This is a genomic window from Paenibacillus sp. BC26 (assembly GCF_900116125.1).
Lineage (GTDB): Bacteria > Bacillota > Bacilli > Paenibacillales > Paenibacillaceae > Paenibacillus_Z > Paenibacillus_Z lignilyticus.
On sequence record NZ_FPAD01000007.1, the window covers coordinates 25,969 to 52,219 of the forward strand.

A 26,251-nucleotide genomic window follows, 5' to 3' on the forward strand; every position below is an offset into this window, starting at 1 on the left:
CGTGGCTATTTCATGAGGATAAGCCTATTTGAAGCTCTAACGGTTGTGACAGGCGTTATTTGCGGCATAGGAGTCGATTCCCAGCGGAAAACGGTCAAATAAGCTCGCTGGCAACCGTTACAAAATAATCAGGGGCCATTTCAGCCATCTAACCACTGTCACAACCGTTAGAGCTGGAATGGGACAATGCATTCGCTCATCGCGGAAGTGCCGCACATAAAGGAGAGTGCCCTCGTGATGTGAAGTGCCGGAAGCTAATAAACACTGAGAGAGGACCACTGAAATATCAGCGGTCCTCTCTCAGCAGCAGCAGCAGTTTTAGTTAGTTTAACGAACTTACTTATAAGCACGCATCGCTTTGAACAGCTCTTTCATCGACGGCTTCTTGCCATACATCAACACGCCTGCGCGATAAATCTTCGCGGACAACCAGCCTGCTACCAGAATGGAAGCCAGCAGCGTCGCAATCGAAAGCCATACTTGCCATAGCGGCGGATCGGACAGTCCGAGCCGGGTGACCATGGCATAAGGGGAGACGAACGGAATGAACGCGCATACCTTCATAAGCATCGAGCCCGGACTGTTCATGCCTCCGAAGATGCAGATATAGAACCCGGCGAGCGACAGCATCGTAATCGGCAGCACGGCCTGGCCCAGATCCTCCGTACGGCTGACGATGGAGCCGACTGCGGCGAAGAGTGTAGCAAACAAGAAGTAACCGGTAAGGAAGAACACCAGCGCATAGGTAACCAGAACCGGATCGATATCGCTCAGCGTAATACCGAGATCTCCTAGTTTATCGATATTTTGCGGCAGGGACATATTGATCACTATGACTGCGATATACAGCGCCAACTGCAGCAGAACGATGAGAAACATCCCGAAGATTTTGCCGAACATCGCTTTCAGCGGCGAGACGCTCGTGATGAGAATCTCCATGACGCGAGAGCTCTTCTCCGCGGTAATTTCGCTTGCGATCATCTGACCGCTGATCATAATCGCCATGAACAGCATGATAATGATCACGTACACCGTCAAGAAGTCTATCCCTTGTTGTTCCTTCGTTTTCCCTGAACCGATCGATCCGGCGCCTTCCACCGTGGAAATTTGCACCGTATCGAGTTCAATCGGCTTCGTCAGGAGCGCCTTCACTTCATCGCTCAGCCCGCCTCCGCCAATGACCGCTTCCATCTTAACTACTTGAAGCGCGGCGGTCAGCGAATCCGATACCTTCGATTCCATCAAGCTCTCGGACTTATACGTAATGGCAGGAAAGTCGCTTTCCTTGCCCGGCGAGAATTCGATATAACCATTAATGGCATCATCGGCAACCGCCTGTTTCAATGCCTTCTCGTTCGCTTCCGCCGAACCCGCATCAGCAATGGGCACCAGCTTTAGCTCAGGCTTCTCTTGTTTCCCGTAATACGTATTCAGCATATCGGCAATCCGCGTGGAGGTGAACAGCTCCGACTTGACTTTCTCACTCGAGCTGTCCAAGTAGCCTACCGCAGTCGGCTTCCCTTCGCCGCTGAATTGCGAGATCAAATACGGTAGATTGATGACGATACTGATGATGACTGCAATGATAAGTGTCGTGACGAGAAAGGCTTTCCCTCTCAGCTTATTCTTGGCCGTAAAACCGACAACTGTCCAGAAACCGCTATTCATGGCTCTCACCTACCGTCTTAATAAAGATCTCATTGAGCGTGGGTTCCAAGATTTCAAAACGGTGCACGCCGGTTTGCGCCATAGCCAGCTCCAACACCGGGCGACCTGCCGCTTCATCATTGATCAGCAGCTCATAACCATACTCGTGACGCTTCACCTGCATAACGCCTCCAACCGCTTCAAGGCCGGAAACGTCGCCGTCCGTTGACAGAATGATGCGCTCCCGCGGAAACTTCTTCTTGATCGCTTTCAAATTGCCTTGCAGAACCGTGTTTGATTTATGCAGGATCGTAATGTTGCGGCACAGCTCCTCGACATGCTCCATCCGGTGCGTCGAGAACAAGATACACGAACCGGCATCGCGCAACTCCTTCACCGTCGACTTGAGCAGCTCCACATTGACCGGATCCAATCCGCTGAACGCTTCATCCATAATGACGATGCGGGGCTGATGGATGACAGCAGCGATGAATTGGATCTTCTGCTGATTTCCTTTGGACAGCTCCTCTACCTTCTTGTTGTAGTACTCCGGCACGCCGAACCGATCCAGCCAGCGCTTCAGGTTCTGGTCGGCATCCCGCTTGGACATCCCGCGCAGCTGGCCCAGATAGATGATCTGATCGCTTACTTTCACTTTCGGATACAAGCCTCGCTCCTCCGGCAGGTAGCCAAGTCCCTTCAGCTGCTCTTTCCCGTAAGCTTTGCCATCATATCGAATGCTGCCTGAATCCGGGTAGATGAGGCCGAGCACCATGCGCATCGTCGTTGTTTTGCCTGCACCGTTGGCGCCAAGCAGTCCGTAAATCTCCCCCGGCGCAACCTCGAGGCTAATGCCATTCACAGCCGTCTTATCTCCATACTGCTTATAAACCTGTTCAATCGACAACGCATTCATCTTCTACAAAACTCCTCTCGCATGTTCGATATGATGCAGCAAAATCTCATCGAGCTCCAGCTTCTGCTTGCTGATTAATGCCAGCTTCTGTTCGGCCAGCCATCGTTCTGCCTGCAGCGCATCCTCAGTTACCACCTTGCAGGTAGTTCCCCCCGAGATGCTCGCCGCATGGCGATAACCGGGCATCTGCTTCCAATTGATACCGACTCCGGCAGCATCAATGTACATCACCTGCCATGAATTAAGCAAAGTATCCTTCTCATAAAACCCGAGCACCTTGCCCTGCACCACAAACACGATATAGTCGGCAAGCCGCCTGACTTCATCGACAATATGGGATGCCATGACAATGGTCCGATTCCCTTGCTCCATATAACGATGCAGCACGTCGATCATCGTTTTCCAAGCGATTGGATCCAGACCTGAGGAAGGTTCATCGAGCAGCAGCAGGTCCGGATGATGCGCCATCATGAGCGACAGATCGAATTTCCGGCGCATCCCCTTAGACATCTTGCCGAGCTTAATCGCTGGGTCTACTTCGAACCGCCGCAGCAGCTCCTGATACAGATGAACATCCCACTTCGGGTACCATTGCCGAACGAAATCCGTTTTCTGATTCCCGCGCAGCCCATCCTCCAGATCGACCGGTTGTTCCGGCATATAACCGATTCGAGCCTTCAGCTTCGTATCGTTGTTCGATCCGACGGGCTCGCCCAGCAGCTCCATTCCCCCGGTATTCGGCTTGGCCAGATCCAGCAGCAGTCGGAAGAGCGAGCTCTTCCCCGAGCCGTTGGGACCCACGATTGCCGTCACGTATCCGCTCGGAATGACCAGATCGATGGGACCAAGTTCGAAATTCGGCCTGCGCTGCGTCATTCCGGTAATCCTAACAGCAGCATCACTCATCCTTGTCCGCCTCCCCGCCCTGAAGTAATGCCGTGCTTCCTTCTCGCTTTCGGCGCAGCACGTCTTGCAGCATGTCAATCAACTCTTCATCGCTGAAATGTACCCGAAGCCCCGCTTCCGCCGCCTGCTCCATCGCTTCCATAACCGCGGTTCGCCGCTGGCGATCCCTTGAATCCGTATCTACCTTCGCGACAAAAGTACCCGTTCCCTGCCGCGTGCGAAGCAGTCCTTCATTCTCTAGATCCTGATACACCCGCCGAACCGTTATAACGCTGCACTTGGTCAGCTGCGCCAACTCTCGTATGGATGGAAGCAGCGTACCTTCCGGCAATTGACCGCTGACGATGAATGCACGAAGCTGCACCTCAATCTGATGGTATAACGGCTCCGCGCTATGTTCATTCAGCTGAATGGGAATCCACACCGTCCACACCTTCTCTCGCATTCATTACGCTATTCCAGCAAATTGCGTTTCGTATTTCGCTTCCGAATCAGCACGCCCATCCATGCGGATACGGCGATTCCCATGAGCACCGACAGAATCGGCCAGAGGACGGCCTGATCGCGGGAAACCTCAATGGTTCTGTACATCAGATGCGTATCCGCCAGCCACAGCACAAGACCGATTACAGCATATAACAGCAAGTAACCGCAGCAGATCAGAAAATAAATTTTCCCTCTGAAGGTCTGTTCAAAGAAGATATAAGTTGAACCCGCCGTCATGGCATAGCCATACCAGATGAAGGCGAAGAAGACATACTCTCCGGGCGACATCAGCTCGCGAAGCTCATTTAAGGCGACATATTGCAAAGTAAAGAAATACAGCTCAACAATGGTCAATACAATGACAAACTGCAGCAGCCTTGCCAAAATAATCATATTCCAGCTGATCGGCATCGCGCGCAGGTAAGCATTATTTCGCGTAAACGGATCCCTTCCCCAGTAATGCAGCACACTTCGGTTCAGCAGAAACCCCATGGTAGGCAGAATGGACAAATAGACGAAATCACTTCCCCACCCGGTGCCCACGCCTCCATCTTCAAGCAAATCGTTAAACAAAGGCATCATCATAACGACCATATAGCTAGCGATTATTATCGTAAGCAGCAGTCCCAACCAAGAACGGCTTCCTTCAAAACGAAGCAATCTCCATGCGCCTTGCCAGCTCGTCATCCCAGCTCGCCTCCTGCTCTATATACTGTGTATATTCATATATACAGTATAATCAGTCGAATGCGCAGCTGTCAATGACATCCAACTTTAAGATATTTTAAAGTTGCGGCGCCGCCTCGGCGATGGCATGGCTTGGCCCGCTCAAGATTGCAAAGAACGAGGTAAATGATGCCTCCCGGAATTTAAGTCTAATCCCCGACCCGACCCGATCCGACCCTACTCTCCTACTCCCGCTCCGTCCCAGAATTCATTCGTGCATACCAAATGCTGCCGTTTCTGCAACATTACCGAGGATCAGTGTTCTAATCTTGAGGAATGTTGCGCGAAAGGCAACATTTGAAGCTACTTCGGCCACCTAGAGGCCAAAGTGCTTAGAATTGTTGCATATTCTGCAGCAATTGCCCATCTACAGCTACTATGAAGATTAATATGTTGCATTTTCTGCAACATAGTCCAAACTTACCAGTCCCATATAATAGCAAAGGCGGCTTTAACAGCCGCCTCTTCTCATAGGCAAGCAAGCTTGCCATTCTCAAAATAATAGATATCCTCCCGCTTAAAACCATATTCGCCATGCTTCCGGCTGATATGCGGTTCAAAGGTAAACAGCTTCGCTTCGCCGAGCGTCATCGTGTTTCCTTGCTCGAAGTATTTACGATCATCCTTATGAAACGCAATCGTATGGCCCACATTACCGGCAAAATCCAGATTCTCGTAGCCATGCCGAAGCAGTATCTCATTGCTATATTGATAGACTTGCTCAAACGTCTTGTCCGGCTTCGCATAGTCGATAAACGCCTCGTGCAGTGCGATTCCCATTCGGACCCCGCCGGCAAAATCGCTGTCGCAAACCCGCAACTCCCGTTCCTCCATCACCCTGCCATCACGGACTACATAAGTTCGAGCATGATCGCCCCAATAGGTGCGATATTCCGGGCTGAGGTCGACAGTCACAATATCATCGCGGCCAACAGCACACTCGGACGGCTCATAATTTCTCCCGGACTCGGAGATAAGCGTACGCTTGCCGACATGGACGAAAGCGCCGATCCCATAATACCAGAAGGTTTCAATGCCTCTGCTCCGCATGAAGTCCTCGGCTCTGCCCGCGATGTCGCGCTCCGTTATGCCTTCACGGATATAAGTCTGCAAGTCATTCATCGTTGCTCTCGCAATCGATTGAACGTGACGGTAATCGGACAAGTGCTCCATGCTATGGCTAACCCGCTTTCTTTACGATCTCTTCTTCTTGTACCTCAATAAGCCGATAATGCCAACAACCAGTAAGCCCGCGGGATAAATTAACCGAAGAATAAGCACTCTTAGAACGGCAGCATCGTCGGGCCCGTTGCCCACCGGACCAACCCGTGGCCTGTACACATCCCAATATGCGAGGATGGCTAAACAAATCATGATGCACGCAGCAGCAATTGCGAACACGTAACGCTTCAACCACTTTCACTCCCTACCGCTAATCAGGTTACTCCATTATAAGAAACCGCCCTCTTGTTTGTAAACAATTGGAAACCAGGTTTATTTTTGACCCGGCTTCTCGTTCAACTGATTTACGATGCGAACGATCTCCTCCTGCTCTTTCAACTTCGCGGCAATGTCATAATAAATATCGCTGAGCTGCGGCGGAGATTCCTCGTCATTATAATAACCGGAGAAGCTTCCCAGCCGGTCTTCCTTTACGCTGCGAATGGGAGGAAGCTTCGCGACTTCGCGTTTCAATATAAAACGAAGCAGCAATGCCGACACGAGCATTACGGTTCCTGATTTCCATGAATCCGAAAACCCCAGTACCAGCATGGCGAACAGAATCGCAGGGTAGATGAATAGCAGCGTAAAGAGGAGGATCAGAAGTTTCGTCAGGAGAGACTTGAACGCTTCCATACTTACCACCTCTGCCTCGGTTGTTAGTTATGTGTATGCCGCGAGGGGTTATCCATATTAGAATAGATCTATAAAACGATTCATATAAGGAGGCATTATTTTGACTGCTATGATTTTGTCAGGCGAACCAAGCGCAATCGTTATCCGAACAGAGGAGAAGTGGCACACGCTATCACGCTCCGGAGCGGATCGCTGGGAAGCGGCCGGACTGGCACTGACGATAGAGCGCAACGGGAATGTAATCTCGCTTGAGCTGGAAGCGCCGGTACTGCCCGTACGCACAATCAAACTGCGCTGGAACGAAGCACCGGCAGGCAATCTGCTTATTCTCGGCGATCACTGGGAGCGCGGCTATGGAGATTTGGAATGGCGGGGTATTGTGCCGGAGCGCGTTATGCCTTGGTATTTTCTCGCTCACGACGGGCTGCGCACAGCCGGATATGGCGTGAAAACAGGCGCTAACTCGCTCTGCTACTGGCAGCTGGATTCGGATGGAATCACGTTCACTGCCGATGTCACGAGCGGCAGCAGGGGCGTATGTTTGGGTGCACGCACACTTGCCGTGGCCCATATCATTTACGATCCGGGCACGCCGAGCGAGACGCCTTTCGCTGCTGCAAGACGTTTCTGCGCGATGATGTGCGACAATCCGCTAATGCCGAAGCAGCCTGTATATGGCGGGAATAACTGGTACTACGCTTACGGGGAAAGCTCGCATAGAGAGATTTTGGAGGACTCGCGCTTCATTTCTTCCTTGTCTTCGAACAAGCTCAATCGTCCGTATATGGTTATTGACGATGGCTGGCAGTCAGCCAAAGATCACGGAGGCACTTGTAATGGCGGACCTTGGATCGGCAACAGTAAGTTCCCTGATATGGAACGGCTCGCCGGTGAAATGAAAGAGACCGGCGTGAAGCCCGGACTCTGGTTCCGCCCCCTCCTGACGACCGAGAACGTGCCTGCACAATGGATTCGCTATAAGGAAGCATCAACAGGAAGCAGCGTGCTCGACCCTAGTATGCCGGACGTACTGGCCCATATACGCGAATCGGTAGAACGAATGGTAGGCTACGGATTTGATATGCTGAAGCATGATTTCACGACGTACGATATGCTCGGGCAATGGGGCTTCACGATGAAATCCAAGCCGCATGCGCTGCCTAATGCTTTCCATGACCGTTCCAAGACTACCGCCGAGATTACGCTCGCGCTGTACCGGACAATTGCCGAAGCATCCGGGCAGGCGGACGTTATTGGCTGCAACACCTTCAGCCATCTCTCCGCGGGACTGTTCGAAATTCAGCGAACCGGCGATGATACCAGCGGACGCTGGTGGGAAAGAACTCGTTACATGGGCGTGAACACGATGGCGTTTCGCATGGCGCAGCATGGCACCTTCTACAGCCACGACGCGGATTGCCTCGGCTTAACGAAGGACGTGCCTTGGGCGTACAACCGGGAATGGCTGCGCCTGCTTGCCGGCAGCGGCACGCCGCTATTCGTCTCGGCCGATCCGGCCATCGTCACGAAGGAACAAGAACTCGCGCTGCGCGCCGCTTTCGAGCTGGCGGCTGAGCCGCTGCCGGTTGGCGAGCCGCTGGATTGGCTGCGCACGACATGCCCGAGCCGCTGGAAGCTCGCCGGTGAAGAAACTTCGTTCCAATGGAACGAGGTTTCCGCGGAGCTGCTGGATGAGAAGGATAACGGTTGGTGGGTATAACGAAACTTAGCGGTATCAGATAACTCAGAGGGGCGCATGCGCTCCTCTTTTTTATATGGATTTATATGTAAGCTGGTTAGCCATCTATTACCGAACCTGTCCTCCATTCATATAGTAATTAATAGACTCTCATATAGCAGAGAACGAGGAGGACGAGTTATGCCCATCTATGATTCCGGTCCAATCTGGAACGGCCAATTTCCACAAATCACAAGCCTTGAGATATGTGTGTTCAGCACCGACAGACAGCCTGCCGCTGCGGCGATTGAAGTCTATCAAATCGTGCCCTCCGGCACCGGATCCGGTGAGAAAATCCCATATGTCATGAAGCTGGTATCGCTAAATCCGATCGGAGAGCCTAACTCCAGCTATACGCTGGACAATGTATATGCAGGTGTCAATGTCTTCGGCGTTCGTATTGAGACAAGCGGAATCGGAGGCAGCAGCGTTGCTTTTACCGTTGGAGTCACTTGGGACCATGTTCACGTCGAGGATTACTTCCTAATCGGCAGATGTCAGTGAGGTGAAAACAGTCCGGGAGGTCAAGCCTCCCGGACTGTTTCTATATCGGACTATTTCACTTACATATCCGCTCATGCAGAAAATCAACCAGATGGACGGCTTCCATCTTGCCGCTCATGCCATGCTTCTCGATACCGAGCTTCATCTGCAGCAGGCAGCCGGGATTGCTCGTGAGCAAGTAATGGGCATCCGTTCGTTGCACATGCTCCATTTTATGAGCGAGAATTTGACCGGCCATGTCCGGCTGGGTCAAGTTATAGATTCCTGCCGAGCCGCAGCAGCGGTCCGCTTCGTGGAGCTCGATGAATTCCGCGTTCGCCACGCTGCGCATCAGCTTGCGCGGCGCTTCGGAGGAGCGCATCGCGTTACGCAGATGGCAGGAATCCTGGTACGTGATGCGGACCTTATCCGCGGAGGCGAAGCTTACGCCGCCTCCTCCGCAGGAGCCGCCACACCCGTCGGCCGCCGCCTCGCTGCCCGGGACCGGCTTCGCGCCGCCGCTGCCGCAGCTGGGCGCGACGGCAGCCTTGCTCGCCGCGACAGCCTGCGTTGCCGCGGCCTGTAAGCGGCCGTGCTCCACGAGCAGCTTGCTCACATCTAGCGTACGCTTAGCAAACCATGCCGCGCCTTCCGCCCACTGCGGATCATCGTGCAGCAGGTGATCGTATTCCACCAGCAGCGCGCCGCAGCCGCCGGCATTGGAAGCAATCCAATCGACGCCTGCGGATTGGAACGCCTTGATGTTGCGCTTGGCCAGCTCCTTCGCTCCTGCTTGCTCGCCGCTGTGCGCATGCAGAGCACCGCAGCAATTTTGCGTCTCGGGTATAACGACGTCGAAGCCCGCTTCATTCAGCAGTTCGACCGTATGCTTATTCGTTTCCGTGAACAAGACATCCATAATGCAGCCGCGGAACAAGCCGACAGTGCCCACTCGCTCCCCTTTCGCCGGATGGCGGGAGCCGATTTGTTCGACCACGCCGCGATACGAGGCATCCGGCAAGATGCTCTCCATCTGCCCCATATGGGCCGGGAACAGTTTCATGAGACCGACGCCGCGAACGAGCTTGCGCAAGCCGGACTGCTGATAGATCTGCAGCGCACCGCCGAGCAGCCGCATCCGTTTCTGATGGGGGAACATTCCCTCGAAGGCGGTTTTGCGTGCCAGCTTCACCCACCAGCGGTGGCTAGTCGTATGCTGCTCGATGGAATCGCGCGCCTGCTCCAGCAGCTGTCCGTATTTCACATCCGCAGGACATGCCGGCTCGCAAGCACGGCAGCCCAAACAGTGATTCATCTGCGTCTCGAATGCATAATCCGGATCCATAATGCCGTCCGCCACTGCCTTCATCAGCGCAATCCGTCCACGCGGCGATTCCGCTTCAATGCCCGTTTCGCGGAAAGTTGGGCATGCCGGCAAACAGAAGCCGCAGCGCATGCAATTGGTGAGCTGATCATAATCGAGCGTGCTCTTCAGCGTTGTCGCGAGCTCGCTGCACTTGCCGCCTTCCTTGGATTCAAGCAGGGAGACAAGGGAGTTAGCCATGGCCGAGCACCACCCTTTTGCGCGTTGATTTGGCGAACATTTTGCCCGGATTCAAGATATTGTTCGGGTCGAAAGCCGTCTTGATCGCCCGCATCATCTCCATGCCGGCCGCGCCTACCTTCCACTCCAAATACGGCGCTTTCACAAGGCCAACGCCATGCTCGCCCGTAATCGTGCCGCCAAGCGCGATTGCGGCCTCGAAAATTTCCTCGAAAGCCAGCTCCACGCGATGAATTTCATCCTGATCGCGCGCGTCCGTCGTAGCTGTCGGATGCAGATTGCCGTCCCCGGCATGGCCGAACGTGCAGATCGTCACGTTATGCCGCTCCGCAATCTCGTTGATCGCGAGCACCATCTCGGCGATCTTCGAGCGCGGCACCGTCGCATCCTCCAGAATCGTCGTCGGCCGCAGTCTCGCCAGCGCCGTGAACGCGCTGCGCCGCGCAGTCAGCAGCTTCAGCGCCTCCGCCTCGTTCTCCGCTATGGAGACGCGCTCCGCATTTTCGCTGCGGCAAATATCCGCGATCCGCGCGATGTCCCGCTCCACCATCTCCGGATCGCCATCCTGCTCGATGAGCAGGATGGCATCCATATCCAGCGGAAGCCCCAGCTTCGCGAAATCATCCACGACGCGAATCGTCGGATTATCCAGAAACTCCAGCGTCGCCGGAATAATGCGGTTCTCAATAATCTTCGAAACAGTTCGAGCCGCGCCATACAAATCCTTATACATCGCCAGCATCGTCTTCTTCGTCTTCGGCGGCGGGATCAGCTTCAGCGTTGCTTCCGTAATCACGGCAAGCGTTCCTTCCGAGCCGACCAGCAGCTTCGTCAGATCGTAACCGGCAACGTCCTTCATCAGCTTGCCGCCGGTGCGCAGAATTTCGCCGTTTGCCAGCACAGCTTCAAGGCCGATGACGTAATCCTTCGTCGTGCCGTATTTCAGGCCGCGAAGCCCGCCCGAGCACTCGGCAATATTGCCGCCGATCGTCGAAATCGCCATGCTGCTCGGGTCCGGCGGGTAGAACAGGCCAAGCTGCTCCACATGCGTAATAAACTGCTTCGTATTTAAGCCGGGCTGCACGGTAGCTGTGAGATTTTCCAGATCGACCTCCAGAATGCGATTCATCCGGTGCATCACCATGACGATTCCGCCTTGAACCGGCACGGTTCCACCGCATAGATTCGTGCCGGAGCCGCGGCTGACAACCGGGATGCGATGTTCCTGCAGCAGCTTCAATATAGCCGACACCTGTGCCGTATTCTCGGGATAAATCACGCCATCCGGCAGCGATTGCAGCATCGGCGTCCCATCATAGGAATGAGTAATTAACGATTCCGGATCATCTTTGAACCACTGCTCGCCAACGATGGCGCGCAGCTTGATTGTGACCGTGTCATGAAGCATGAAAGAGTTCCCCCTCAGCGATAAATAGATCAGGTCGTCTGATGACTTTGCTTTGAAAAAAGTATATCATAAGATGGAGAAATGTGACATCGATAAATAGCCGTCATCCGTCATCATGAACATCAGCCACTCAGGAGGGTTCTCCCTATGCATAGAATTGAACGCCCGCTTAAGAGCAATGAATGGGTTTCACGCGAGCTCTACAGCCGCATTACCTCCGGTGCCTTACTGCCCGGCGACAAGCTTCCGTCCGTTGTTGACCTCGCCGCCGAATACGGAGTCGGCCGCTCAACGATCCGCGAAGCGCTAAGCGCACTCAAAGCAAAAGGCCTCCTCGACATTCGCCAAGGCGGCGGCACCTTTGTCAGAGCGCCTGAACCGGAGGCACTTGAAGCCGCCAACGCCAACCTCAAGGAAGACTGGCTCGCTCGCGCAGACTCCTTGCTTCAACTGCTGGAAGTGCGCAAAGTGCTCGAAACCGGGTGCGCCTCACTCGCCGCTAAGCATCGCAGCGCTGATGACCTTGCCGCCCTTAATGAGACGCTCAGGCAAATGGAGCAGCAGCTCGCAGACGAAGCATTCGGCGAGCAAGCAGACGTCCGCCTGCATGAACAAATCGTAGCCGCGACCCATAATCCGATGCTCATCGAGCTCATGAAGTCACTTTCGCTGCGGCTCCATGAGAGTATGCGCGACACGCGTTCCCTCTGGTTCTATGCCGAACGCCAGTCCGCGCGCAGGCTGCTCGAAGAGCATATCGCCCTCGTTGAAGCGATCGAACAGCAGGATGAAGCACTCGCCTCCTCCCGCATGGAGATTCATCTGACCAAGGTCGAGCAGGTGCTGCGCGACCAAACCGGGTAGCAGCGGCTACAACAAAGCCGGTATCCCATCGCGGAGATACCGGCTTCCACTCTGCACGTCTATTGATCTTCTTCAATAACAGGAATACGCAGTACGTTCGGATCGGTGAAAATATCAAATTCATCGCGGCTCGTGCTGGAGAACTCCGACACAATCGCGCCTTCGCTGCCCGCTTGGAACCAATGCTTCGTGCCTGGGGAGATCGTATATTGCTCGCCCGGGTTCAGCTCAATCTCATGGAACACCGTATAATACGGCTCACTTCCAGCCGGCACCTTCGCTTGGATCGCGGCAGCTGGCTCTCCTTCGACATAGAGCCATACTTTACCGAATCGGCAGCGGAAGGTTTCCAGCTTGCCCGGATCTGACCCGACAGGCGGATGCAGATGTTCGGGGCAGGTTTGGCCGGCGAACAAGACCAGCTCCTTCGCGCAATAGCGATCATTATTAATATAGGTGATGAGTTCGAGCCCTTGCGATTCCAAATTCTCCAGTCCGAACGTGGCGACTTCTATGTTGTCGCGTTCCGCCGCCGTCAACACAATCCCGACTTGACCAAATAACTCCGCCGTCCGCTGCTGCGCGGCCCGCACTTCGCTTCTCTTCACACTCATCCGCCTCCTTAGGATTCAGCCATTCGCGTTGTTGTAGTCGCCGCTTCCAGCGGTCCATACCAAATGCCTTCCTCAGCTCGACCGGTTGCCGACGAGGAGGCAACTACACGGCTCCAACCGGGCAACGCCAGCGTCACCGCTTTCCTTCCCCAGCCCGCCGCCATCCGCTGCTGCACGGCTTCCCATGCCGGAACGCCGCTCGTCGCATCCGCATGCTCCACGTTGCTGGCACCAACCGCAACCGCGCCATTCAAGACCGCTTCCGGGCTCAGCCCTTTAAGCAACCCGGCAATAAATCCGGCAATCGTGCAGTCCCCCGCACCGGTTGTCCCCGCTACCTCGACCTCGAAGCAGGATACAAGCAGCTCACGGTTCAGCCACGCTTCTACATCCGCAGGACCGCCAGTCCCCATCGCCGCCAGCTTCGTTCGATTATCCGTTGTCCGCAAGTACAGACCGTGCTCACCCAGCTTCAGCACCACTACGCTGACGCCAAGGTCAAGCAGCTCTTGCGACAGCTCTCTTAGAAGCGTTCCATCGGCAAAAGGCAGCAAATCATTCGTATCATGGACAGACAGCAGCCGGTCATACTCTTCGCGCCGCAGCATATACAGAATCTCCTCGAAGCTCGGCAGGAACACGTCCACATGCGGCAGCGCTTTCACGAATACGCTGCGCCAGTCCGCCAATCCCGCAGGCGACTCCGGATCAGGTTTCGCCAAATCCAGCGATACCGTCAGTCCCGCTTGCTTCACGCGCGACAATAGCTCCGCCAGCTCCGTTCCGCCATCCTCGTACATCTTGCGCATGAGAGGCGGGTAGCCAAAGTGAAACAAACGCGCACCTCGCAACGCTTCAACAGGCAAATCATCGGCCGAATACGTATCGTTCGCCCCCGTACAGTGGAGGAAAATCCGGTCGATATTCGGAGGACTGATCACAAGCGAATAGGACGTGTGCTCTCCGTCGGCGACGATCATGCCACTTGCAAGCTCCTGACCATACCCGCGCAGCACGTCCAGAATGGCCCCGCCGAACAAATCATCGCCGATTTTGCCCATCAGCTTGGTCCCTACACCGAGCCGGTGCAGCGCAAGTCCCGTGTTCGACACCGCCCCGCCGGTAGATATCACGGCTGCGCCAATATCCACCAGCTTCCCGGGGACGAGTATCGCACCCATCCCGTCCTTCTTCGCTTGCATGGCGGGGATTACATCTAAGCAGATATGGCCTGCCACCACGACTTCGACATCTAAGTTTGCGCGTGCTGCGCTCAAGGTTAATCCCTCCAGTCGATCGTAACGGTTTCTCCGGTTTCCTGCGATTCAAGCGCCGCCGTAAATAAGAGGTGGCTGCCACGCGCCTCTTCCGGGGTTGCACAGTAAAACGGCTGCCTCATCCCATCCTTGCCGCTGACAAGCTCATCGCAGAACGCCGCCCACATTTGCAATATCGAATCGGAAAACCCAAACTCGAAGATTCCTCCCGTAATCGTTCCATAAGCCGACTTGTACGGCACATCCACCGTATGCCAGGCCTGCTGCTTACCCGGCGTATAAGGGAGCGACGATACTTGCTTCGGATTCTTCGTGCTGAATTCCGCGGACATCTCTGTTCCTTGAATGCGAATAAACCAGGTATTCGCGTGTCCGGGCGCTATTCGTTTCGTCGAAAGCACCATCGGAAACGCTTGATCGGCTGTCTTCACTTCGCAGGCTAAGATTGCATTATCCCATGTTTCGCAAGGAACCATATCGCCTTTGCCATCGGGCCGCTCCGAAACAATTTTGCTCAGTAAAGCGCGCACACTGTTCGGCTGCCAACCGAATCGCATCGGAAGATGCAGCACATGCATCCCCAGATCTCCCATGCAACCATACTCTCCATTCGTAGCAACGCGGCGTTTCCAATTGATCGGTTTCGTCGGATCGAGATCGCTGGAATGCCAGAAGCCTGCCTCCACCTCGATGATTCGCCCGAATTTGCCTTCGTTTACCCATTGAATGATTTGATGTGCTCCCGGATAGAAGGGGAACTCCGATGAACAGCGCACAATCACCTCGGGATGGGCCACCAGCGCGGCATTGATGCGTGAATTCGCTTCTTTGTCGATGCCGAAGGGTTTCTCCCCGAGCAAATGCTTGCCCGCGGCAATAATGTCCACGTAAATTTGTGCATGTAAATTATGAGGAACCGCGCAATAAACAGCATCCACTTCAGGGTCGGATAACAGCATCTTGTAGTCCGCGTACACGCGCTCCACGCTTGGCACTTGGCGCTGAAACCACTCCGCCGCAGCCGGATTCGCATCACATACCGCCACAATGCGGGGTTCAAAATCAACGCCCTCCAGGTGCAGCCATCTTGCCGCCGCGCTGGCGAACTCCTTGCCCATCAAGCCGCAGCCGATGACGCCGAAACGAACGATATGTCTGCTCATCCTACTTCGCACCCTCTCCGCCTAGAATAGCCAGTGCCTCGGATGCCGCAGCGCCATGATGCACGATCGACATCAGCGCATTCGTCATACCTGCCGGATTCGGATGCTGAATGACATTGCGGCCGTATACGATACCCGATGCGCCTTGGTTCATCAGCTCTACCGTACGGTTTACGATCTCTTCGTCGCTTGCCCGGCCGCCTCCGCGAACCAATACCGGAATACCGGAAGCTACTTCAATCACGCGGTGATATTCCGTTACATCGTCACAAGGATCGGCTTTGATGACGTCCGCGCCAAGCTCCACGCCTTGGCGGACGAGCGGCATGATTTTGTTAATGTCACCGTCGACCATGTAACCGCCTTTCGCCTCATTCGGCAGCATGACCAGCGGCTCTACCATCAGCGGCATGCCGTATTTCTCGCATTCGCTCTTGAGCAGCGAGATATTCCGCACACATTGATGATGCAGCTCCGGCTGACCCGGCAGCAGCAGCAGGTTCACGCATACCGCGACGGCATCTAGCGCAACCGCCTTCTCAATCGCGCGATCAATCAGCTCGCTAAACAAGAAACGCGGCAGCTCGGTTCCATAGATATTCGCCGCATCCGTACGCAGGACAAGACCGGGCTTCTTCTTGCCGGGAACCGCCTGCAGCCACTTCGCCTGGCCAATACTAAGCTGAATACAGTCCGGGTTCGCCTGCACGATCGTTTCAATCGCCTGCTTCATATTCTCTATGCCCGATAGGAACGAAAATTCATTGAAAAAGCCGTGATCTACCGCTACATCAAAACACTTTCCTTGCTCGCTAAACATCCGATTGAGACGTGGTGCTGCCGATGCCATATCTACCATTCCCCTCTGTTCTGTTGGAACAAATAATGTTCGTTTATAACATTATTCTATATGAGCGCCGCATTACTGTCTATACTAATGTTTAAAACAAACATAATAATGTCGCACGCCCACTAGGCTTCCAACAGTTGCACGCCATGCTCACGGCAAACCTCGACCAGCGGCTGTTCCGGCAGCCGATCGCAAATAACGCGGTGGACGGCGGACAGCGGAGCGAATGAGAACAGCTCCTTCGCCCCATATTTCGTATGGTCGACTACGACATTGACCTCAGTCGCTTGCACAATCGCCATCCGTTTGATTTCAGCCTCGTACATATTGGAGTTGCTGAACCCATGTTTTGCCGTAATCCCTGTAGTGCCTAGGAATACGCGGTCAAACGCCATTTTCCCGATCGCCTCTACCGTTCCCGGACCTACTAACGTCGATGTCGTCTCCAATGCCATACCGCCCGTGACAACTGTGGTGATCCCCCGTTCCAGCAGCTCGAGCGCAATATTCAGTGCATTCGTCACAACCGTGATGTTCATCCCGGGCTTCAAATGCCGCGCGACATAGAGGGTCGTAGTCCCCCCATCGATAAATATCGAATCGTTCTCGGTCACCAAAGCAGCTGCCGCCCGGCCGATTCGATTCTTCTCCTCGGTCATGACGACGGACCGATCCTGCAGCGCCACATCCTTCGATGCCAATATAGCGCCGCCGAACGTACGCTTCACATAACCTGCCAGCTCCAGCTTCTCCAGATCACGACGAATCGTCATTTCCGTTACTCCGAATGTTTCCTTAAGTCCGGCTACCTTCACCTCGCCGCTGCTCTCCAGCATCCCGAGCAGCTGCTGCTGCCTCTCATTCATACTCATCGTCATCCGGTTCACTCGCCCTTCCGCGCTGCTCTTAGCTAATTGTCAATTCCAATTCATAGGTTAGCGATGCTCCCGGCTCCAGCATGACCAAGCTTCCCCGCTGCCGTTCCATCTCCATCCCTTCAACATCGCAGTTCGAAGGCTCAATGCCAAGGGCATGAACGCCGGCACCGGGCATTTTCCACTGCACCAGCTTCGGAAGGGTATCCGTATTCCAGCTCAGTTTAACGTCTATTGGAGCAGAATGTGCTGCCGCAATCGGAAAATCCGGCTGATGGATCGTTACAGATGCTTTCCCGCCTGCTTGCTCGGCCAGTTCATGATAATACACACGCTCTGCATATTCCGGATCAGGCGCATTCCAGCTGTTATAGCCCTCAACCGGAACTTCAGCTTCCCGCGGCACTACCTTTCCCCCATCCGAAAAATCAATCCGCGACTGCTCCGTCAGCAGCGGATAACCAAAATTCACATGATACAGCATCATATGCGGGCAAGCTTTAAAGCCCGCATTCTCAACAACATCGCGGATCGTTACCCGATTCTCGCCAAGCTTGCACCTAATTTCACGTCTCAGCCGGAGATGCCCGCCGAACATAGACGTTTCCTCCACCGTACCTGCGATTCGCATTTCGTACTCGTCACCTTCCCACCAGCCTTCCGCGACCACTTGCCTTGCGGGTGTATGATGAGCTCTGCCGTGCAAACCATAAGAGCGGCCATCCACTTGACTCGGCGATCCCGCGCTAATCAAGCCGCAGGTCATCAGCAATCCACCAGATGCGGTGCGAAGCCAGCCTAATCCCTGATCATCATAATGAGAAGGATGCACGTCCCCATTCGCCGACTGCCATGATAACGACCCGCCTCCGAATGATGCGGATGAGATATCAAGTCCTTTATCAGGCATCACATCAAATGCTAAACCTGCTCCTGTTCGAACAGACAGCACCGATGAACCTGCTTCATTGCCTTCTGTCAGCGCCAGCCTGCGAATCCCGCCGATTTGCTCGATTCGTCCCACTCTGGCTTCTATTTCCCTGCGTGTATATGGTTGTCCGTGCAGCTGCATCGTTACGCACTCTCCTGTTCGAATCAAACATCATTTGTTCCTTATTCACATATTTTACTGGTTCACTACCGGTCTGTAAACAGAACAAAAAAGCGGTAAATCCCTATAAAGGATTTACCGCTTTGACACTCCGGCAAATTAACCGCCGAACAAAACGTCAAGCACCGGTTTCGTATGACCGCCCGGATACAATAGGTAAAGCAGCACGTATACGGCGATGCCCGTTATTGCCGTGCATAACCATACGACTGACGTAATGCGTCCCCATTTGCGATGCTTTGCGAACTTTTCCTTGAACGCAAGGGTAAGCGTCGTAAGACCGAACACGGCTCCAACCGTTGCAAGCACGATGTGAAAGAATAGGAAAGTCAGATAGTAGGGCTTAAGCTCATCCGAACCGCCCCAGTCCGTATTGCCAACGAATATCGTACGCGATACATAGATGATAAAGAAGAGCAGCGCTGAAATAGCGCCTGCAATCATCACTTTCTTGTGAGACTCAAGCCTTCTCTTAATTGCCAGGTTCCAGCCGATCGCAACAAGAATCGCACTTAGTGCGATAAAGGAAGTACTGATAGTAGGTAGTAATGTGTAAAGTGACAAGGAGCATCCCGTCCATTCATGAAATATCAAACTTGCTTACTAGCTGAGCGCGCCACTGTCCGGCAATTCGTCATCGGAATCGGCATGCTCTTTCCTATACCAATGGAAGAACACATAGGCCAGGATAGCGCCGTACATGACTTCCTGTACGAGCTTCATGACGATTCCGCCAAGCTGCTGATCCTCGTTTTGACCCATTAAATTGAAGAAGGTAGGTCCCTTAAAGTTGGCTAGCAGTGCGCTAGGATCACCGGATACGCAGTACCCCATCGCTTGCGCCCATACTTCCGGGTCGTTATAAGTGGCATACATCGTATGGCTGGCGAAAATAATAAGAGCGCACGCAGGCGTAAGCAGCATGCCGCTTGCGAAGATGTAGGCCATCTTCCGTACATCCGTCAGACGGTTCCACTCCGGTACCGGGCAAGTAATTTGCCACCACATCATAAACGAAGTAACAAGTAATACCAAGTAATAGATTCGGTGGATCGTAAAATGCGTCATCACGTAATCATGTACAACCGGAACGTGATAGACGGAGAACAACATATTAAACAAAACCAGCGTAAAGATCGGATTCATCAGCGATCGATACTTCGACCAGAACGGTCTTGCGAATACATAACGCCATATATATCCTGGAATGCCGAGCAGCAATAGCGGCGGAGCAATTAAATACGATAGTGACATATTCACCATATGGAACGTGAACATGAGATGTCCTAGCAAACTAAGCGGCCCGCCTTGTGCCAAGTAATACAGCACCATACCGGTAACGAACCATGTTTTCTGCATTCCCCTGACACGAGGTTCATTGGGCGCATGTTTTTCCTTCCAAGGTCCAGCCAAGTAGAAATAGAGAATAACCAATGCTGTCATAAAGAAGAAAAACCACGGGCTCCATAACTCTTCAAAGCTAAAAAATTGCAATCCGAGCATGATGGTACCCCTTTCCATTCCAACCTACATTTACAACAAAAGAGGGGGCCAACTAGGACCTCCCTCTCTTCAATTTAGAACCGTATTACCACCAAGCCCAATATTCGGCCATGATGACAATCGTGAATACGACGAACACACCCATTAGAATACCGACAATCGGGAAAATATGACCGCGGTCTTTCATATGCATCCAGAAGCCCATTTGGACGAAAACTTGCACTAACGCCATCATAACAAGACTGATGTAGATAAACGAAGTGTTAATCTCGCCTGCAGCTACCATTGCAAATGCAATGACAGTCAGCAGAATCGAGAAGATAAAAGCAATGATATGCTTCTTAGGACCTTCATGTTTATGGTGTTTCTTCTCTTCGGCAGCAGAATGTTGACCAGCCATTCGTTAGCCCACCTTTCCCATCAAGTACACGACGGTGAAGATGAATACCCACACAACGTCGATAAAGTGCCAGTACATGCCGGCAACATATATCTTAGGAGCAGTTACGACATTTAGACCTTTTTTGAAGATCTGCGCGATCAGAATCGAAATCCAGAGAACCCCGAACAATACGTGAGCACCGTGGAAGCCGACAAGCGTATAGAACGATGTACTGAATGCGCTGGTTGAGAACTTATGTCCTTCGTGAACGTAATGCGTGAACTCATAAATCTCCAGGCCCAAGAAAGCAAGACCGAAGAGAACGGTGATAATCAGCCAGTTAATCATCGACTTTACTTTGTTCGTGTGCATCGATTGAATCGCGAACACGCTAGTCAAGGAGGATGTTAACAAGATGAACGTTGCGATTGCAACGGTTTTGAGATCGAACAACTCCATCGGAGTTGGGTTGCCGTCGCCGACTTGATGGCGGAGTGCCAGGTACGCCGAGAACAGCGTACCGAACAATACCGTTTCACCGCCTAGGAACAGCCAGAAACCAAGAACTTTATTACGTCCCTCGAGGGTTGCTTTTTCCGGCTCATGAGGGAGTTGGCCGTCTACGTGTGTATGTCCGCTCATGCTTTAACCCCCTTATTCCCTTGAATCTCATCCACTTCGATATGGAAGCCATGATCGTCATACACCGAACGCAAGAACATGCATGCAAGTGTAATCAGCATTCCGAATATAGCGATAATGTGATGATTTAGAATATACGCCCAAGCGCCTGTACCGTAATCGCCTTTCGCGTACATGAATCCAAGACCTGCGATGAACAAGCCGATGGACATAAAGAACGGAAGAATGGATGGTGAAGGCATGTGAATCGGACCAAGCGGCTCAGCCGGTACCATTTCTGTTTTGCCTTCCATTTTTTCTTTCCAATAAGCATCGTATCCGCGAACGAGCGGAGTTTGTGCAAAGTTGAATTCCGGTGCCGGAGAAGGAATCGTCCACTCCAGTGTACGGCCGTCTTCCCACGGGTCATTGCTTGCATTACGCGGTTTCATTGAAGTAATAACAATGTTAAGCAAGAAGATGATCGTACCAACACCCATCAGCATTGCGCCGATTGTACTGATCAAATTCAGGTTGTTGAAGCCGAGGCCGTCCAGGTAAGTCCATACACGACGCGGCATACCCATCAAACCAAGGAAATGCTGTACGAAGAATGTAAGGTGGAAGCCGATAAAGAATGTCCAGAACATGATTTTACCGAGTGTCTCGTTAAGCATGCGACCGAACATCTTAGGCCACCAGTAGTACAGACCTGCGAACAGACCCATGATCAAACCACCAACGATTACGTAGTGGAAATGGGCAACTACGAAGTAGGAATCGTGATATTGGAAGTCAGCCGGTGCTGCTGCAAGCATAACGCCTGTTACGCCACCCATTACGAATGTCGGAACGAAGCCTACCGCGAACAGATTTGCCGTTGTGAAACGGATCGAACCGCCCCACATCGTGAACAGCCAGTTGAAGATTTTGATACCTGTCGGAACCGCGATCAACATCGTTGCAATGGAGAACAACGCGTTCGCTACCGGGCCAAGACCCGTTGTGAACATGTGATGCGCCCAAACCATGAAGCCCAAGAAACCGATCAAGACCGTTGCAAATACCATGGAGCTGTAACCGAACAACCGTTTACGCGAGAATACGCTGATGACTTCGGAGATAACCCCGAAAGCAGGCAGGATCAAGATGTAAACCTCAGGATGTCCGAAAATCCAGAAGATATGCTCCCATAGGACTGCATTACCGCCGTTGGTCGGTTCGAAGAAGTTACCGCTGAACACACGGTCAAACATCATCGCGACCAGACCAACTGTCAGTGCAGGGAAAGCGAACAAGATAAGCGCCGAAGTAATGAACGCAGACCATGTAAACATTGGCATACGCATGAAGCTCATTCCCGGTGCACGCATGTTAATAATTGTTGCCAAGAAGTTAATACCGCCAACCAACGTTCCGATACCGGCGATTTGAAGACCGATAACATAATAATCGAGACCGTGCGTTGTACTATAAGTCGATGTCGAAAGTGGTGCGTATGCTGTCCACCCTGCATCCGGCGCGCCGCCGGCAAACCAGCTGACGTTTAGGAGAACGCCGCCTGCAAAGAATGTCCAGAAACCAATTGCGTTAACGAATGGGAACGCAACGTCCCGTGCTCCGATTTGCAATGGTACGATCGCATTCATTAAGGCGAATATGATCGGCATCGCAGCAAGGAAGATCATTGTTGTACCGTGCATCGTCAGCAATTCGTTGAACGTATGCGCCGCTACGAAATCATTTAACGGCTTCCATAGCTGAATCCGAATCAGGAGTGCTTCCAATCCACCAACCAGGAAGAAGAATCCGCCTGATATCAGATACAGAATGCCGATTTTTTTATGGTCAACGGTCGTCAGCCAATCCATCAGGCCACTATACCGTTTAACCGCATGTCCGTGAGCCAAAGTAGGTACCTCCTTCATTCCGTAAGTAATTAATATTCTAGCTTCAAGCCTGCCAGGTATTTCGAGATGGCATCGACTTGCTCTTTGGTGAGATCAACCTTAGGCATCAATGTGCCTGGTTTTACTTCTTGTGGATCTGTCAGCCATCTCTTCAGATTCTCTTCAACCGTACCTTCGTTCGCATATTGCGCTTGGTCCGTGTTAACCAGAATACCTGCTACCGATTGACGGCTTCCGATGCCTGTCAGGTTCGGATAGATTTGACCACCGTTACCACCAATAGCGTGGCAAGACAAACATTGTTTATTGAGCAGTTCCGCAATTTCCTGATTCTCAGGAAGCGCAACCGGATTCTTCATAGCAGCTACCCAGCGTTCAAATGAAGCGCGGTCTACAACCTTCACTTTGAAATCCATCAAGGAGTGAGAAGGTCCGCAGAGCTCGGCACATTTACCTAGGTAAACACCTGTCTTCGGTGCTTTAAAGTACATGATGTTCACGTTACCGCCCGGATTCGTATCTGTTTTACCAGCTAGCGATGGAATCCAGAAGGAGTGAAGCACGTCCGCTGTTTTCGCTTCGATCGAGATAACCGCATCGTTTGGAATGAGCAGCTCTTGTGCAGTCTTCACGCCAAGGTTCGGATATTCGAACTCCCACCAATATTGGTGAGCCGTAACTTTAACTTGAATTGCGGCAGGATCCTTCGTGTAGTCCTTCGCAAGTCCGAATACGGACTTAACCGTTGGAACACCGAGGATGATCAGCAGGATAATCGGAATGACTGTCCAGATAATCTCCAGCTTGTGGTTCCCTTCCACTTGTACAGGGATCGTTTTGTCGCCTGGACGGCGGCGATAGCGAATAATTACATAAACTGCAATAGCGAAAACGACTAGAACGACCCCGATCATGATCCAGATCGTTAATTTCATTAGTCCGTACTGTTCTTCGGCAACCGGCCCTTGCGGTCTAAGCGTCGACAAGTCAGCTCGTCCGCAAGCTGACAGCAGCAACACCATTCCGGCAAGAAGCGGCATTAGCCGTTTTAGAACGTGCCACCGATTCATCATCAATCAACCCCACTTTTTACGTTTTCGCAGCTGCCGTAGATGGCGCAAAAAGCGGCTGTGCTGCGTGAAATCCTAGATGTTTAGACAACTTCTGCAATCTAATCACTTTATTAAATATAAAGTTGAAGGTGCTATTTGTCAATGTTCCCAGGCGTGTTCACAAATTGTTCTCATACCAGTAAAATCGCCGATTTTTAGCGTTTTGACGCTTGCCATTTTACCGTTTCGAACCACCATGTCTATCCTACATTGTGTGCAAAAACCATGGTTCTTTATGTATCGAAATAGCATGCATATTTGTTTCCCGCTAGCCCATCCTAAAGCTAGGTTAATGAAAGGAGCTACCCTTAATGAAAAAGCGAGCAGCTTATCGTTTATTTCTCATTTTGATTGCAGCCAGTGCAATGGTAACCGTCATGGCCTTAAGCGGCTGTAACTATGAGCGCCACGTTCAGAACAGTACGTTCGACTATGGCTCCAAGAAGAAAGGCGATCCGAAGATGCTCGGCAGCCGCATGTACGGCACGATGAGCGGATTGCCGGGACAGCACGACAATGACTGGTTTGAATACAGCTCCCTCATTTCGAATGATGTATCCAATATTAACGGCGTTGCCGGCGCGATCGTCATGCTTACCGATAAGAATGCCTATGTAGCGATCACAACAGACTGGACTGCAACAGGCACACGCAAAACGGGCGGTCCCAAAGAGCAAAATAACGGCGGTACAACGGAAGGCGTCTATAATGTCGACAACGGCAGCCCCTATTGGAACAACCAGCGGGTCGCAACGCCTTATAACTCTGCGCTCACCATCAATGACCATAATGAAATCTCCGGCGAGTTGAAGCAGACGATTGCCATTCATGTCCGCAAGCTGGCGCCGGCTGTACAGGAAGTTCATATTTCGGCGAACAAAGAGTTCAACAATCATATGGTGCAATATGCGCAGGAAGCTTGGGCAGGACATTCCCTCACGCCATGGCTCTCTTCATTTAATAAGCTGGTCAAGCATCAATTCGTAGGCGGGGACGAAGTTCCTCCACCGATCGAAAGCCAGCTCAAAGCTCACGCTCACATGAACCATTAATAAAAATCAAAGCAATATCGATAACCGGACTGAAGCGCAGCTCGCGTTTCAGTCCTCTTTTGCGAGTTGAAAATTACATCTATATAATGAAGGAAAAAATTCGCGACTGGATTCGTCCGCCTATATAAGTGTGCTCAAATTACGGATGCGGCAGTCTTGACAAACAGCCGGAAATGATTTATCTTTAAATTAAGATATTAAGTATTAAGACATAAAACTTCAGCATTCGAGGTGATAATGATGGCCAACGCATCCGATCAGGAATTGCATCTCTTCATTATATTGTCCCGCGCCCATCAGTGGGTCAGCGCTCATGTTCATCAAGATATTCGCAAGCACGGCTTGAACCCGACGGAGTTTGGCGTTCTCGAGCTCCTTTATCATAAGGGCGAACAGCCGCTGCAGCAGATTGGCGAGAAGATTCTCATGACGAGCGGCAACATCACTTATGTGATCGACAAACTTGTGGCCAAGGGATTGGCGCATCGTAAAGCATGCCCAACTGATCGTCGCGTTATCTATGCTGAAATTACGGAGCAAGGCATACAATTTCTTGATGATGTGTTTCCGAGCCACCGAGAGGTTATCTCCAATGCCGTCAGCGGTTTATCGTCCGAAGAACAGAAACAAGCGATCCAATTATTGAAGAAACTCGGTATCGCGGCACAGAACAGCTTCACGTAGAGCTTCTTAACTTCAATGGCACGGTTCTGATATCTTAATGTTAAGAAACTTAATATTTTTATTTTATGGAGGAAATCATTCATGAGTATTGCACTGGGCTTGTTGCTTATCCGGCTGGTTGTAGGGTTGACGTTTATGGGGCATGGCGTGCAGAAGCTGTTCGGCTGGTTTGGCGGATATGGCCTGAAAGCGACCGGAGGCTGGATGGATTCGATTGGTTTAAAGCCCGGCGTTCTGATCGCGCTGGCCGCCGGTCTTGCTGAACTGGTCGGCGGTTTGCTCTTTGCCCTTGGCTTATGGCTGCCGGTAGCTGCTATCCTTATTGTCCTTACAATGCTCGGTGCTATCATTGCCGTTCATCGCAGAAACGGCTTCTGGATTACGGGTAATGGCATGGAGTACAACGTTGTCCTCATCGCAGTTGCAATCGGCGTTACGCTTATCGGCGCAGGCGAGTACGCAATCGGCGGTTGATCCATTGTGATCCCTTTAACCATACATT

The 26,251-nt window shown here is 52.4% G+C and carries 28 protein-coding genes; 6 read left to right on the forward strand and 22 right to left on the reverse strand.

The window, feature by feature from the left end:
• Positions 1-336 precede the first annotated feature (336 nt).
• The 8 genes from BM412_RS29655 to BM412_RS29690 form a co-directional block, all read right to left on the reverse strand.
• The gene (locus tag BM412_RS29655) at positions 337-1,668 is read right to left on the reverse strand and encodes an ABC transporter permease (RefSeq protein WP_091225328.1); all 1,332 of its coding nucleotides are present in this window, start codon (positions 1,666-1,668) and stop codon (positions 337-339) included.
• Complete coding sequence (locus BM412_RS29660) at positions 1,661-2,563, reverse strand: ABC transporter ATP-binding protein (protein WP_091225329.1); 903 nt, start codon at positions 2,561-2,563, stop codon at positions 1,661-1,663. Before BM412_RS29660 ends, BM412_RS29655 begins: the two co-directional genes overlap by 8 nt.
• A gap of 3 nt (positions 2,564-2,566) precedes the next feature.
• Entirely contained in the window at positions 2,567-3,469 is a 903-nt protein-coding gene (locus tag BM412_RS29665; protein ID WP_091225330.1) for an ABC transporter ATP-binding protein, read from the reverse strand.
• Complete coding sequence (locus BM412_RS29670) at positions 3,462-3,893, reverse strand: GntR family transcriptional regulator (protein ID WP_091225331.1); 432 nt, start codon at positions 3,891-3,893, stop codon at positions 3,462-3,464. Before BM412_RS29670 ends, BM412_RS29665 begins: the two co-directional genes overlap by 8 nt.
• A 29-nt stretch (positions 3,894-3,922) precedes the next feature.
• Positions 3,923-4,642 (reverse strand): hypothetical protein, encoded by a 720-nt coding sequence (locus BM412_RS29675; protein WP_091225332.1) that lies wholly within the window; start codon positions 4,640-4,642, stop codon positions 3,923-3,925.
• Between the two features lie 507 nt (positions 4,643-5,149).
• Entirely contained in the window at positions 5,150-5,854 is a 705-nt protein-coding gene (locus BM412_RS29680; RefSeq protein ID WP_091225333.1) for a M24 family metallopeptidase, read from the reverse strand.
• Between the two features lie 21 nt (positions 5,855-5,875).
• Positions 5,876-6,094, reverse strand: a complete 219-nt coding sequence (locus BM412_RS29685) for a hypothetical protein (RefSeq protein WP_091225334.1) — start codon at positions 6,092-6,094, stop codon at positions 5,876-5,878.
• A gap of 81 nt (positions 6,095-6,175) precedes the next feature.
• Positions 6,176-6,538, reverse strand: coding sequence for a hypothetical protein (locus BM412_RS29690; protein ID WP_091225335.1), 363 nt, complete (start codon positions 6,536-6,538; stop codon positions 6,176-6,178).
• 109 nt (positions 6,539-6,647) lie between these two features.
• Here BM412_RS29690 and BM412_RS29695 point away from each other — a divergent pair, with 109 nt between their 5' ends.
• Both BM412_RS29695 and BM412_RS29700 read left to right on the forward strand, forming a co-directional pair.
• Positions 6,648-8,258: an alpha-amylase family protein gene (locus tag BM412_RS29695; protein ID WP_143111727.1), complete on the forward strand. Its 1,611-nt coding sequence runs from the start codon at positions 6,648-6,650 to the stop codon at positions 8,256-8,258.
• A 159-nt stretch (positions 8,259-8,417) separates the two neighbouring features.
• Positions 8,418-8,780: a hypothetical protein gene (locus BM412_RS29700; RefSeq protein ID WP_091225336.1), complete on the forward strand. Its 363-nt coding sequence runs from the start codon at positions 8,418-8,420 to the stop codon at positions 8,778-8,780.
• Positions 8,781-8,835: 55 nt separating this feature from the next.
• Here BM412_RS29700 and BM412_RS29705 read toward each other — a convergent pair whose 3' ends face one another.
• Positions 8,836-10,323 carry a (Fe-S)-binding protein gene (locus tag BM412_RS29705; protein ID WP_256256662.1) on the reverse strand — a complete coding sequence of 496 codons (1,488 nt, stop codon included), beginning with the start codon at positions 10,321-10,323 and terminating at the stop codon, positions 8,836-8,838.
• Positions 10,316-11,731 (reverse strand): glycolate oxidase subunit GlcD, encoded by a 1,416-nt coding sequence (glcD, locus tag BM412_RS29710; RefSeq protein ID WP_091225337.1) that lies wholly within the window; start codon positions 11,729-11,731, stop codon positions 10,316-10,318. Before glcD ends, BM412_RS29705 begins: the two co-directional genes overlap by 8 nt.
• A 147-nt stretch (positions 11,732-11,878) precedes the next feature.
• On the opposite strand from glcD, the gene BM412_RS29715 reads away from it, so the two are divergent.
• Positions 11,879-12,595 carry a FadR/GntR family transcriptional regulator gene (locus BM412_RS29715; protein WP_091225338.1) on the forward strand — a complete coding sequence of 239 codons (717 nt, stop codon included), beginning with the start codon at positions 11,879-11,881 and terminating at the stop codon, positions 12,593-12,595.
• A gap of 59 nt (positions 12,596-12,654) precedes the next feature.
• Here BM412_RS29715 and BM412_RS29720 read toward each other — a convergent pair whose 3' ends face one another.
• The 12 genes from BM412_RS29720 to coxB all read right to left on the reverse strand — a co-directional run bounded on the left by BM412_RS29720 (position 12,655) and on the right by coxB (position 23,974).
• Positions 12,655-13,209, reverse strand: a complete 555-nt coding sequence (locus tag BM412_RS29720; RefSeq protein ID WP_091225339.1) for a D-lyxose/D-mannose family sugar isomerase — start codon at positions 13,207-13,209, stop codon at positions 12,655-12,657.
• A gap of 8 nt (positions 13,210-13,217) precedes the next feature.
• Complete coding sequence (locus tag BM412_RS29725) at positions 13,218-14,486, reverse strand: carbohydrate kinase family protein (protein ID WP_256256663.1); 1,269 nt, start codon at positions 14,484-14,486, stop codon at positions 13,218-13,220.
• A gap of 2 nt (positions 14,487-14,488) precedes the next feature.
• On the reverse strand, positions 14,489-15,649 hold the full coding sequence (locus BM412_RS29730; RefSeq protein WP_091225340.1) for a Gfo/Idh/MocA family protein: 1,161 nt from the start codon (positions 15,647-15,649) through the stop codon (positions 14,489-14,491).
• A gap of 1 nt (position 15,650) precedes the next feature.
• Positions 15,651-16,499, reverse strand: a complete 849-nt coding sequence (locus tag BM412_RS29735; protein WP_091225341.1) for a class I fructose-bisphosphate aldolase — start codon at positions 16,497-16,499, stop codon at positions 15,651-15,653.
• Between the two features lie 122 nt (positions 16,500-16,621).
• Complete coding sequence (locus BM412_RS29740; RefSeq protein WP_256256664.1) at positions 16,622-17,371, reverse strand: DeoR/GlpR family DNA-binding transcription regulator; 750 nt, start codon at positions 17,369-17,371, stop codon at positions 16,622-16,624.
• 34 nt (positions 17,372-17,405) lie between these two features.
• Positions 17,406-18,446 carry an aldose 1-epimerase family protein gene (locus BM412_RS29745; protein ID WP_091225343.1) on the reverse strand — a complete coding sequence of 347 codons (1,041 nt, stop codon included), beginning with the start codon at positions 18,444-18,446 and terminating at the stop codon, positions 17,406-17,408.
• Between the two features lie 138 nt (positions 18,447-18,584).
• A complete protein-coding gene (locus tag BM412_RS29750; RefSeq protein WP_091225344.1) occupies positions 18,585-19,049 on the reverse strand; it encodes a DUF420 domain-containing protein in 465 nt (154 codons plus the stop codon).
• Between the two features lie 39 nt (positions 19,050-19,088).
• Complete coding sequence (ctaG, locus tag BM412_RS29755; protein WP_371264877.1) at positions 19,089-20,006, reverse strand: cytochrome c oxidase assembly factor CtaG; 918 nt, start codon at positions 20,004-20,006, stop codon at positions 19,089-19,091.
• 67 nt (positions 20,007-20,073) lie between these two features.
• Positions 20,074-20,388, reverse strand: coding sequence for a cytochrome C oxidase subunit IV family protein (locus tag BM412_RS29760; RefSeq protein WP_091225346.1), 315 nt, complete (start codon positions 20,386-20,388; stop codon positions 20,074-20,076).
• A 3-nt stretch (positions 20,389-20,391) separates the two neighbouring features.
• On the reverse strand, positions 20,392-21,012 hold the full coding sequence (locus tag BM412_RS29765) for a cytochrome (ubi)quinol oxidase subunit III (RefSeq protein ID WP_091225347.1): 621 nt from the start codon (positions 21,010-21,012) through the stop codon (positions 20,392-20,394).
• Positions 21,009-22,862, reverse strand: coding sequence for a cytochrome c oxidase subunit I (gene ctaD, locus BM412_RS29770; protein WP_177246164.1), 1,854 nt, complete (start codon positions 22,860-22,862; stop codon positions 21,009-21,011). Before ctaD ends, BM412_RS29765 begins: the two co-directional genes overlap by 4 nt.
• A 68-nt stretch (positions 22,863-22,930) precedes the next feature.
• Positions 22,931-23,974 (reverse strand): cytochrome c oxidase subunit II, encoded by a 1,044-nt coding sequence (coxB, locus tag BM412_RS29775; protein WP_091225349.1) that lies wholly within the window; start codon positions 23,972-23,974, stop codon positions 22,931-22,933.
• Positions 23,975-24,324: 350 nt separating this feature from the next.
• Between coxB and BM412_RS29780 the strand changes: the two genes are divergently transcribed.
• The 3 genes from BM412_RS29780 to BM412_RS29790 all read left to right on the forward strand — a co-directional run bounded on the left by BM412_RS29780 (position 24,325) and on the right by BM412_RS29790 (position 26,223).
• The gene (locus BM412_RS29780; protein ID WP_091225350.1) at positions 24,325-25,065 is read left to right on the forward strand and encodes a hypothetical protein; all 741 of its coding nucleotides are present in this window, start codon (positions 24,325-24,327) and stop codon (positions 25,063-25,065) included.
• Between the two features lie 240 nt (positions 25,066-25,305).
• Positions 25,306-25,749: a MarR family winged helix-turn-helix transcriptional regulator gene (locus BM412_RS29785; protein ID WP_091225351.1), complete on the forward strand. Its 444-nt coding sequence runs from the start codon at positions 25,306-25,308 to the stop codon at positions 25,747-25,749.
• A gap of 81 nt (positions 25,750-25,830) precedes the next feature.
• On the forward strand, positions 25,831-26,223 hold the full coding sequence (locus tag BM412_RS29790) for a DoxX family protein (protein WP_091225352.1): 393 nt from the start codon (positions 25,831-25,833) through the stop codon (positions 26,221-26,223).
• Positions 26,224-26,251 lie beyond the last annotated feature (28 nt).

Excerpts from the sequence above, each read along its gene's own strand:
- BM412_RS29655 (WP_091225328.1), bottom strand. The coding sequence starts at position 1,668 with ATGAATAGCGGTTTCTGGACAGTTGTCGGTTTTACGGCCAAGAATAAG.
- BM412_RS29660 (WP_091225329.1), bottom strand. The coding sequence starts at position 2,563 with ATGAATGCGTTGTCGATTGAACAGGTTTATAAGCAGTATGGAGATAAG.
- BM412_RS29665 (WP_091225330.1), bottom strand. The coding sequence starts at position 3,469 with ATGAGTGATGCTGCTGTTAGGATTACCGGAATGACGCAGCGCAGGCCG.
- BM412_RS29675 (WP_091225332.1), bottom strand. The coding sequence starts at position 4,642 with ATGACGAGCTGGCAAGGCGCATGGAGATTGCTTCGTTTTGAAGGAAGC.
- BM412_RS29680 (WP_091225333.1), bottom strand. The coding sequence starts at position 5,854 with ATGGAGCACTTGTCCGATTACCGTCACGTTCAATCGATTGCGAGAGCA.
- BM412_RS29690 (WP_091225335.1), bottom strand. The coding sequence starts at position 6,538 with ATGGAAGCGTTCAAGTCTCTCCTGACGAAACTTCTGATCCTCCTCTTT.
- BM412_RS29695 (WP_143111727.1), top strand. The coding sequence starts at position 6,648 with ATGATTTTGTCAGGCGAACCAAGCGCAATCGTTATCCGAACAGAGGAG.
- BM412_RS29700 (WP_091225336.1), top strand. The coding sequence starts at position 8,418 with ATGCCCATCTATGATTCCGGTCCAATCTGGAACGGCCAATTTCCACAA.
- BM412_RS29705 (WP_256256662.1), bottom strand. The coding sequence starts at position 10,323 with ATGGCTAACTCCCTTGTCTCCCTGCTTGAATCCAAGGAAGGCGGCAAG.
- glcD (WP_091225337.1), bottom strand. The coding sequence starts at position 11,731 with ATGCTTCATGACACGGTCACAATCAAGCTGCGCGCCATCGTTGGCGAG.
- BM412_RS29715 (WP_091225338.1), top strand. The coding sequence starts at position 11,879 with ATGCATAGAATTGAACGCCCGCTTAAGAGCAATGAATGGGTTTCACGC.
- BM412_RS29720 (WP_091225339.1), bottom strand. The coding sequence starts at position 13,209 with ATGAGTGTGAAGAGAAGCGAAGTGCGGGCCGCGCAGCAGCGGACGGCG.
- BM412_RS29730 (WP_091225340.1), bottom strand. The coding sequence starts at position 15,649 with ATGAGCAGACATATCGTTCGTTTCGGCGTCATCGGCTGCGGCTTGATG.
- BM412_RS29735 (WP_091225341.1), bottom strand. The coding sequence starts at position 16,499 with ATGGCATCGGCAGCACCACGTCTCAATCGGATGTTTAGCGAGCAAGGA.
- BM412_RS29740 (WP_256256664.1), bottom strand. The coding sequence starts at position 17,371 with ATGAGTATGAATGAGAGGCAGCAGCAGCTGCTCGGGATGCTGGAGAGC.
- BM412_RS29745 (WP_091225343.1), bottom strand. The coding sequence starts at position 18,446 with ATGCAGCTGCACGGACAACCATATACACGCAGGGAAATAGAAGCCAGA.
- ctaG (WP_371264877.1), bottom strand. The coding sequence starts at position 20,006 with ATGGAAAGGGGTACCATCATGCTCGGATTGCAATTTTTTAGCTTTGAA.
- BM412_RS29760 (WP_091225346.1), bottom strand. The coding sequence starts at position 20,388 with ATGGCTGGTCAACATTCTGCTGCCGAAGAGAAGAAACACCATAAACAT.
- BM412_RS29765 (WP_091225347.1), bottom strand. The coding sequence starts at position 21,012 with ATGAGCGGACATACACACGTAGACGGCCAACTCCCTCATGAGCCGGAA.
- ctaD (WP_177246164.1), bottom strand. The coding sequence starts at position 22,862 with ATGGATTGGCTGACGACCGTTGACCATAAAAAAATCGGCATTCTGTAT.
- coxB (WP_091225349.1), bottom strand. The coding sequence starts at position 23,974 with ATGATGAATCGGTGGCACGTTCTAAAACGGCTAATGCCGCTTCTTGCC.
- BM412_RS29780 (WP_091225350.1), top strand. The coding sequence starts at position 24,325 with ATGAAAAAGCGAGCAGCTTATCGTTTATTTCTCATTTTGATTGCAGCC.
- BM412_RS29785 (WP_091225351.1), top strand. The coding sequence starts at position 25,306 with ATGGCCAACGCATCCGATCAGGAATTGCATCTCTTCATTATATTGTCC.
- BM412_RS29790 (WP_091225352.1), top strand. The coding sequence starts at position 25,831 with ATGAGTATTGCACTGGGCTTGTTGCTTATCCGGCTGGTTGTAGGGTTG.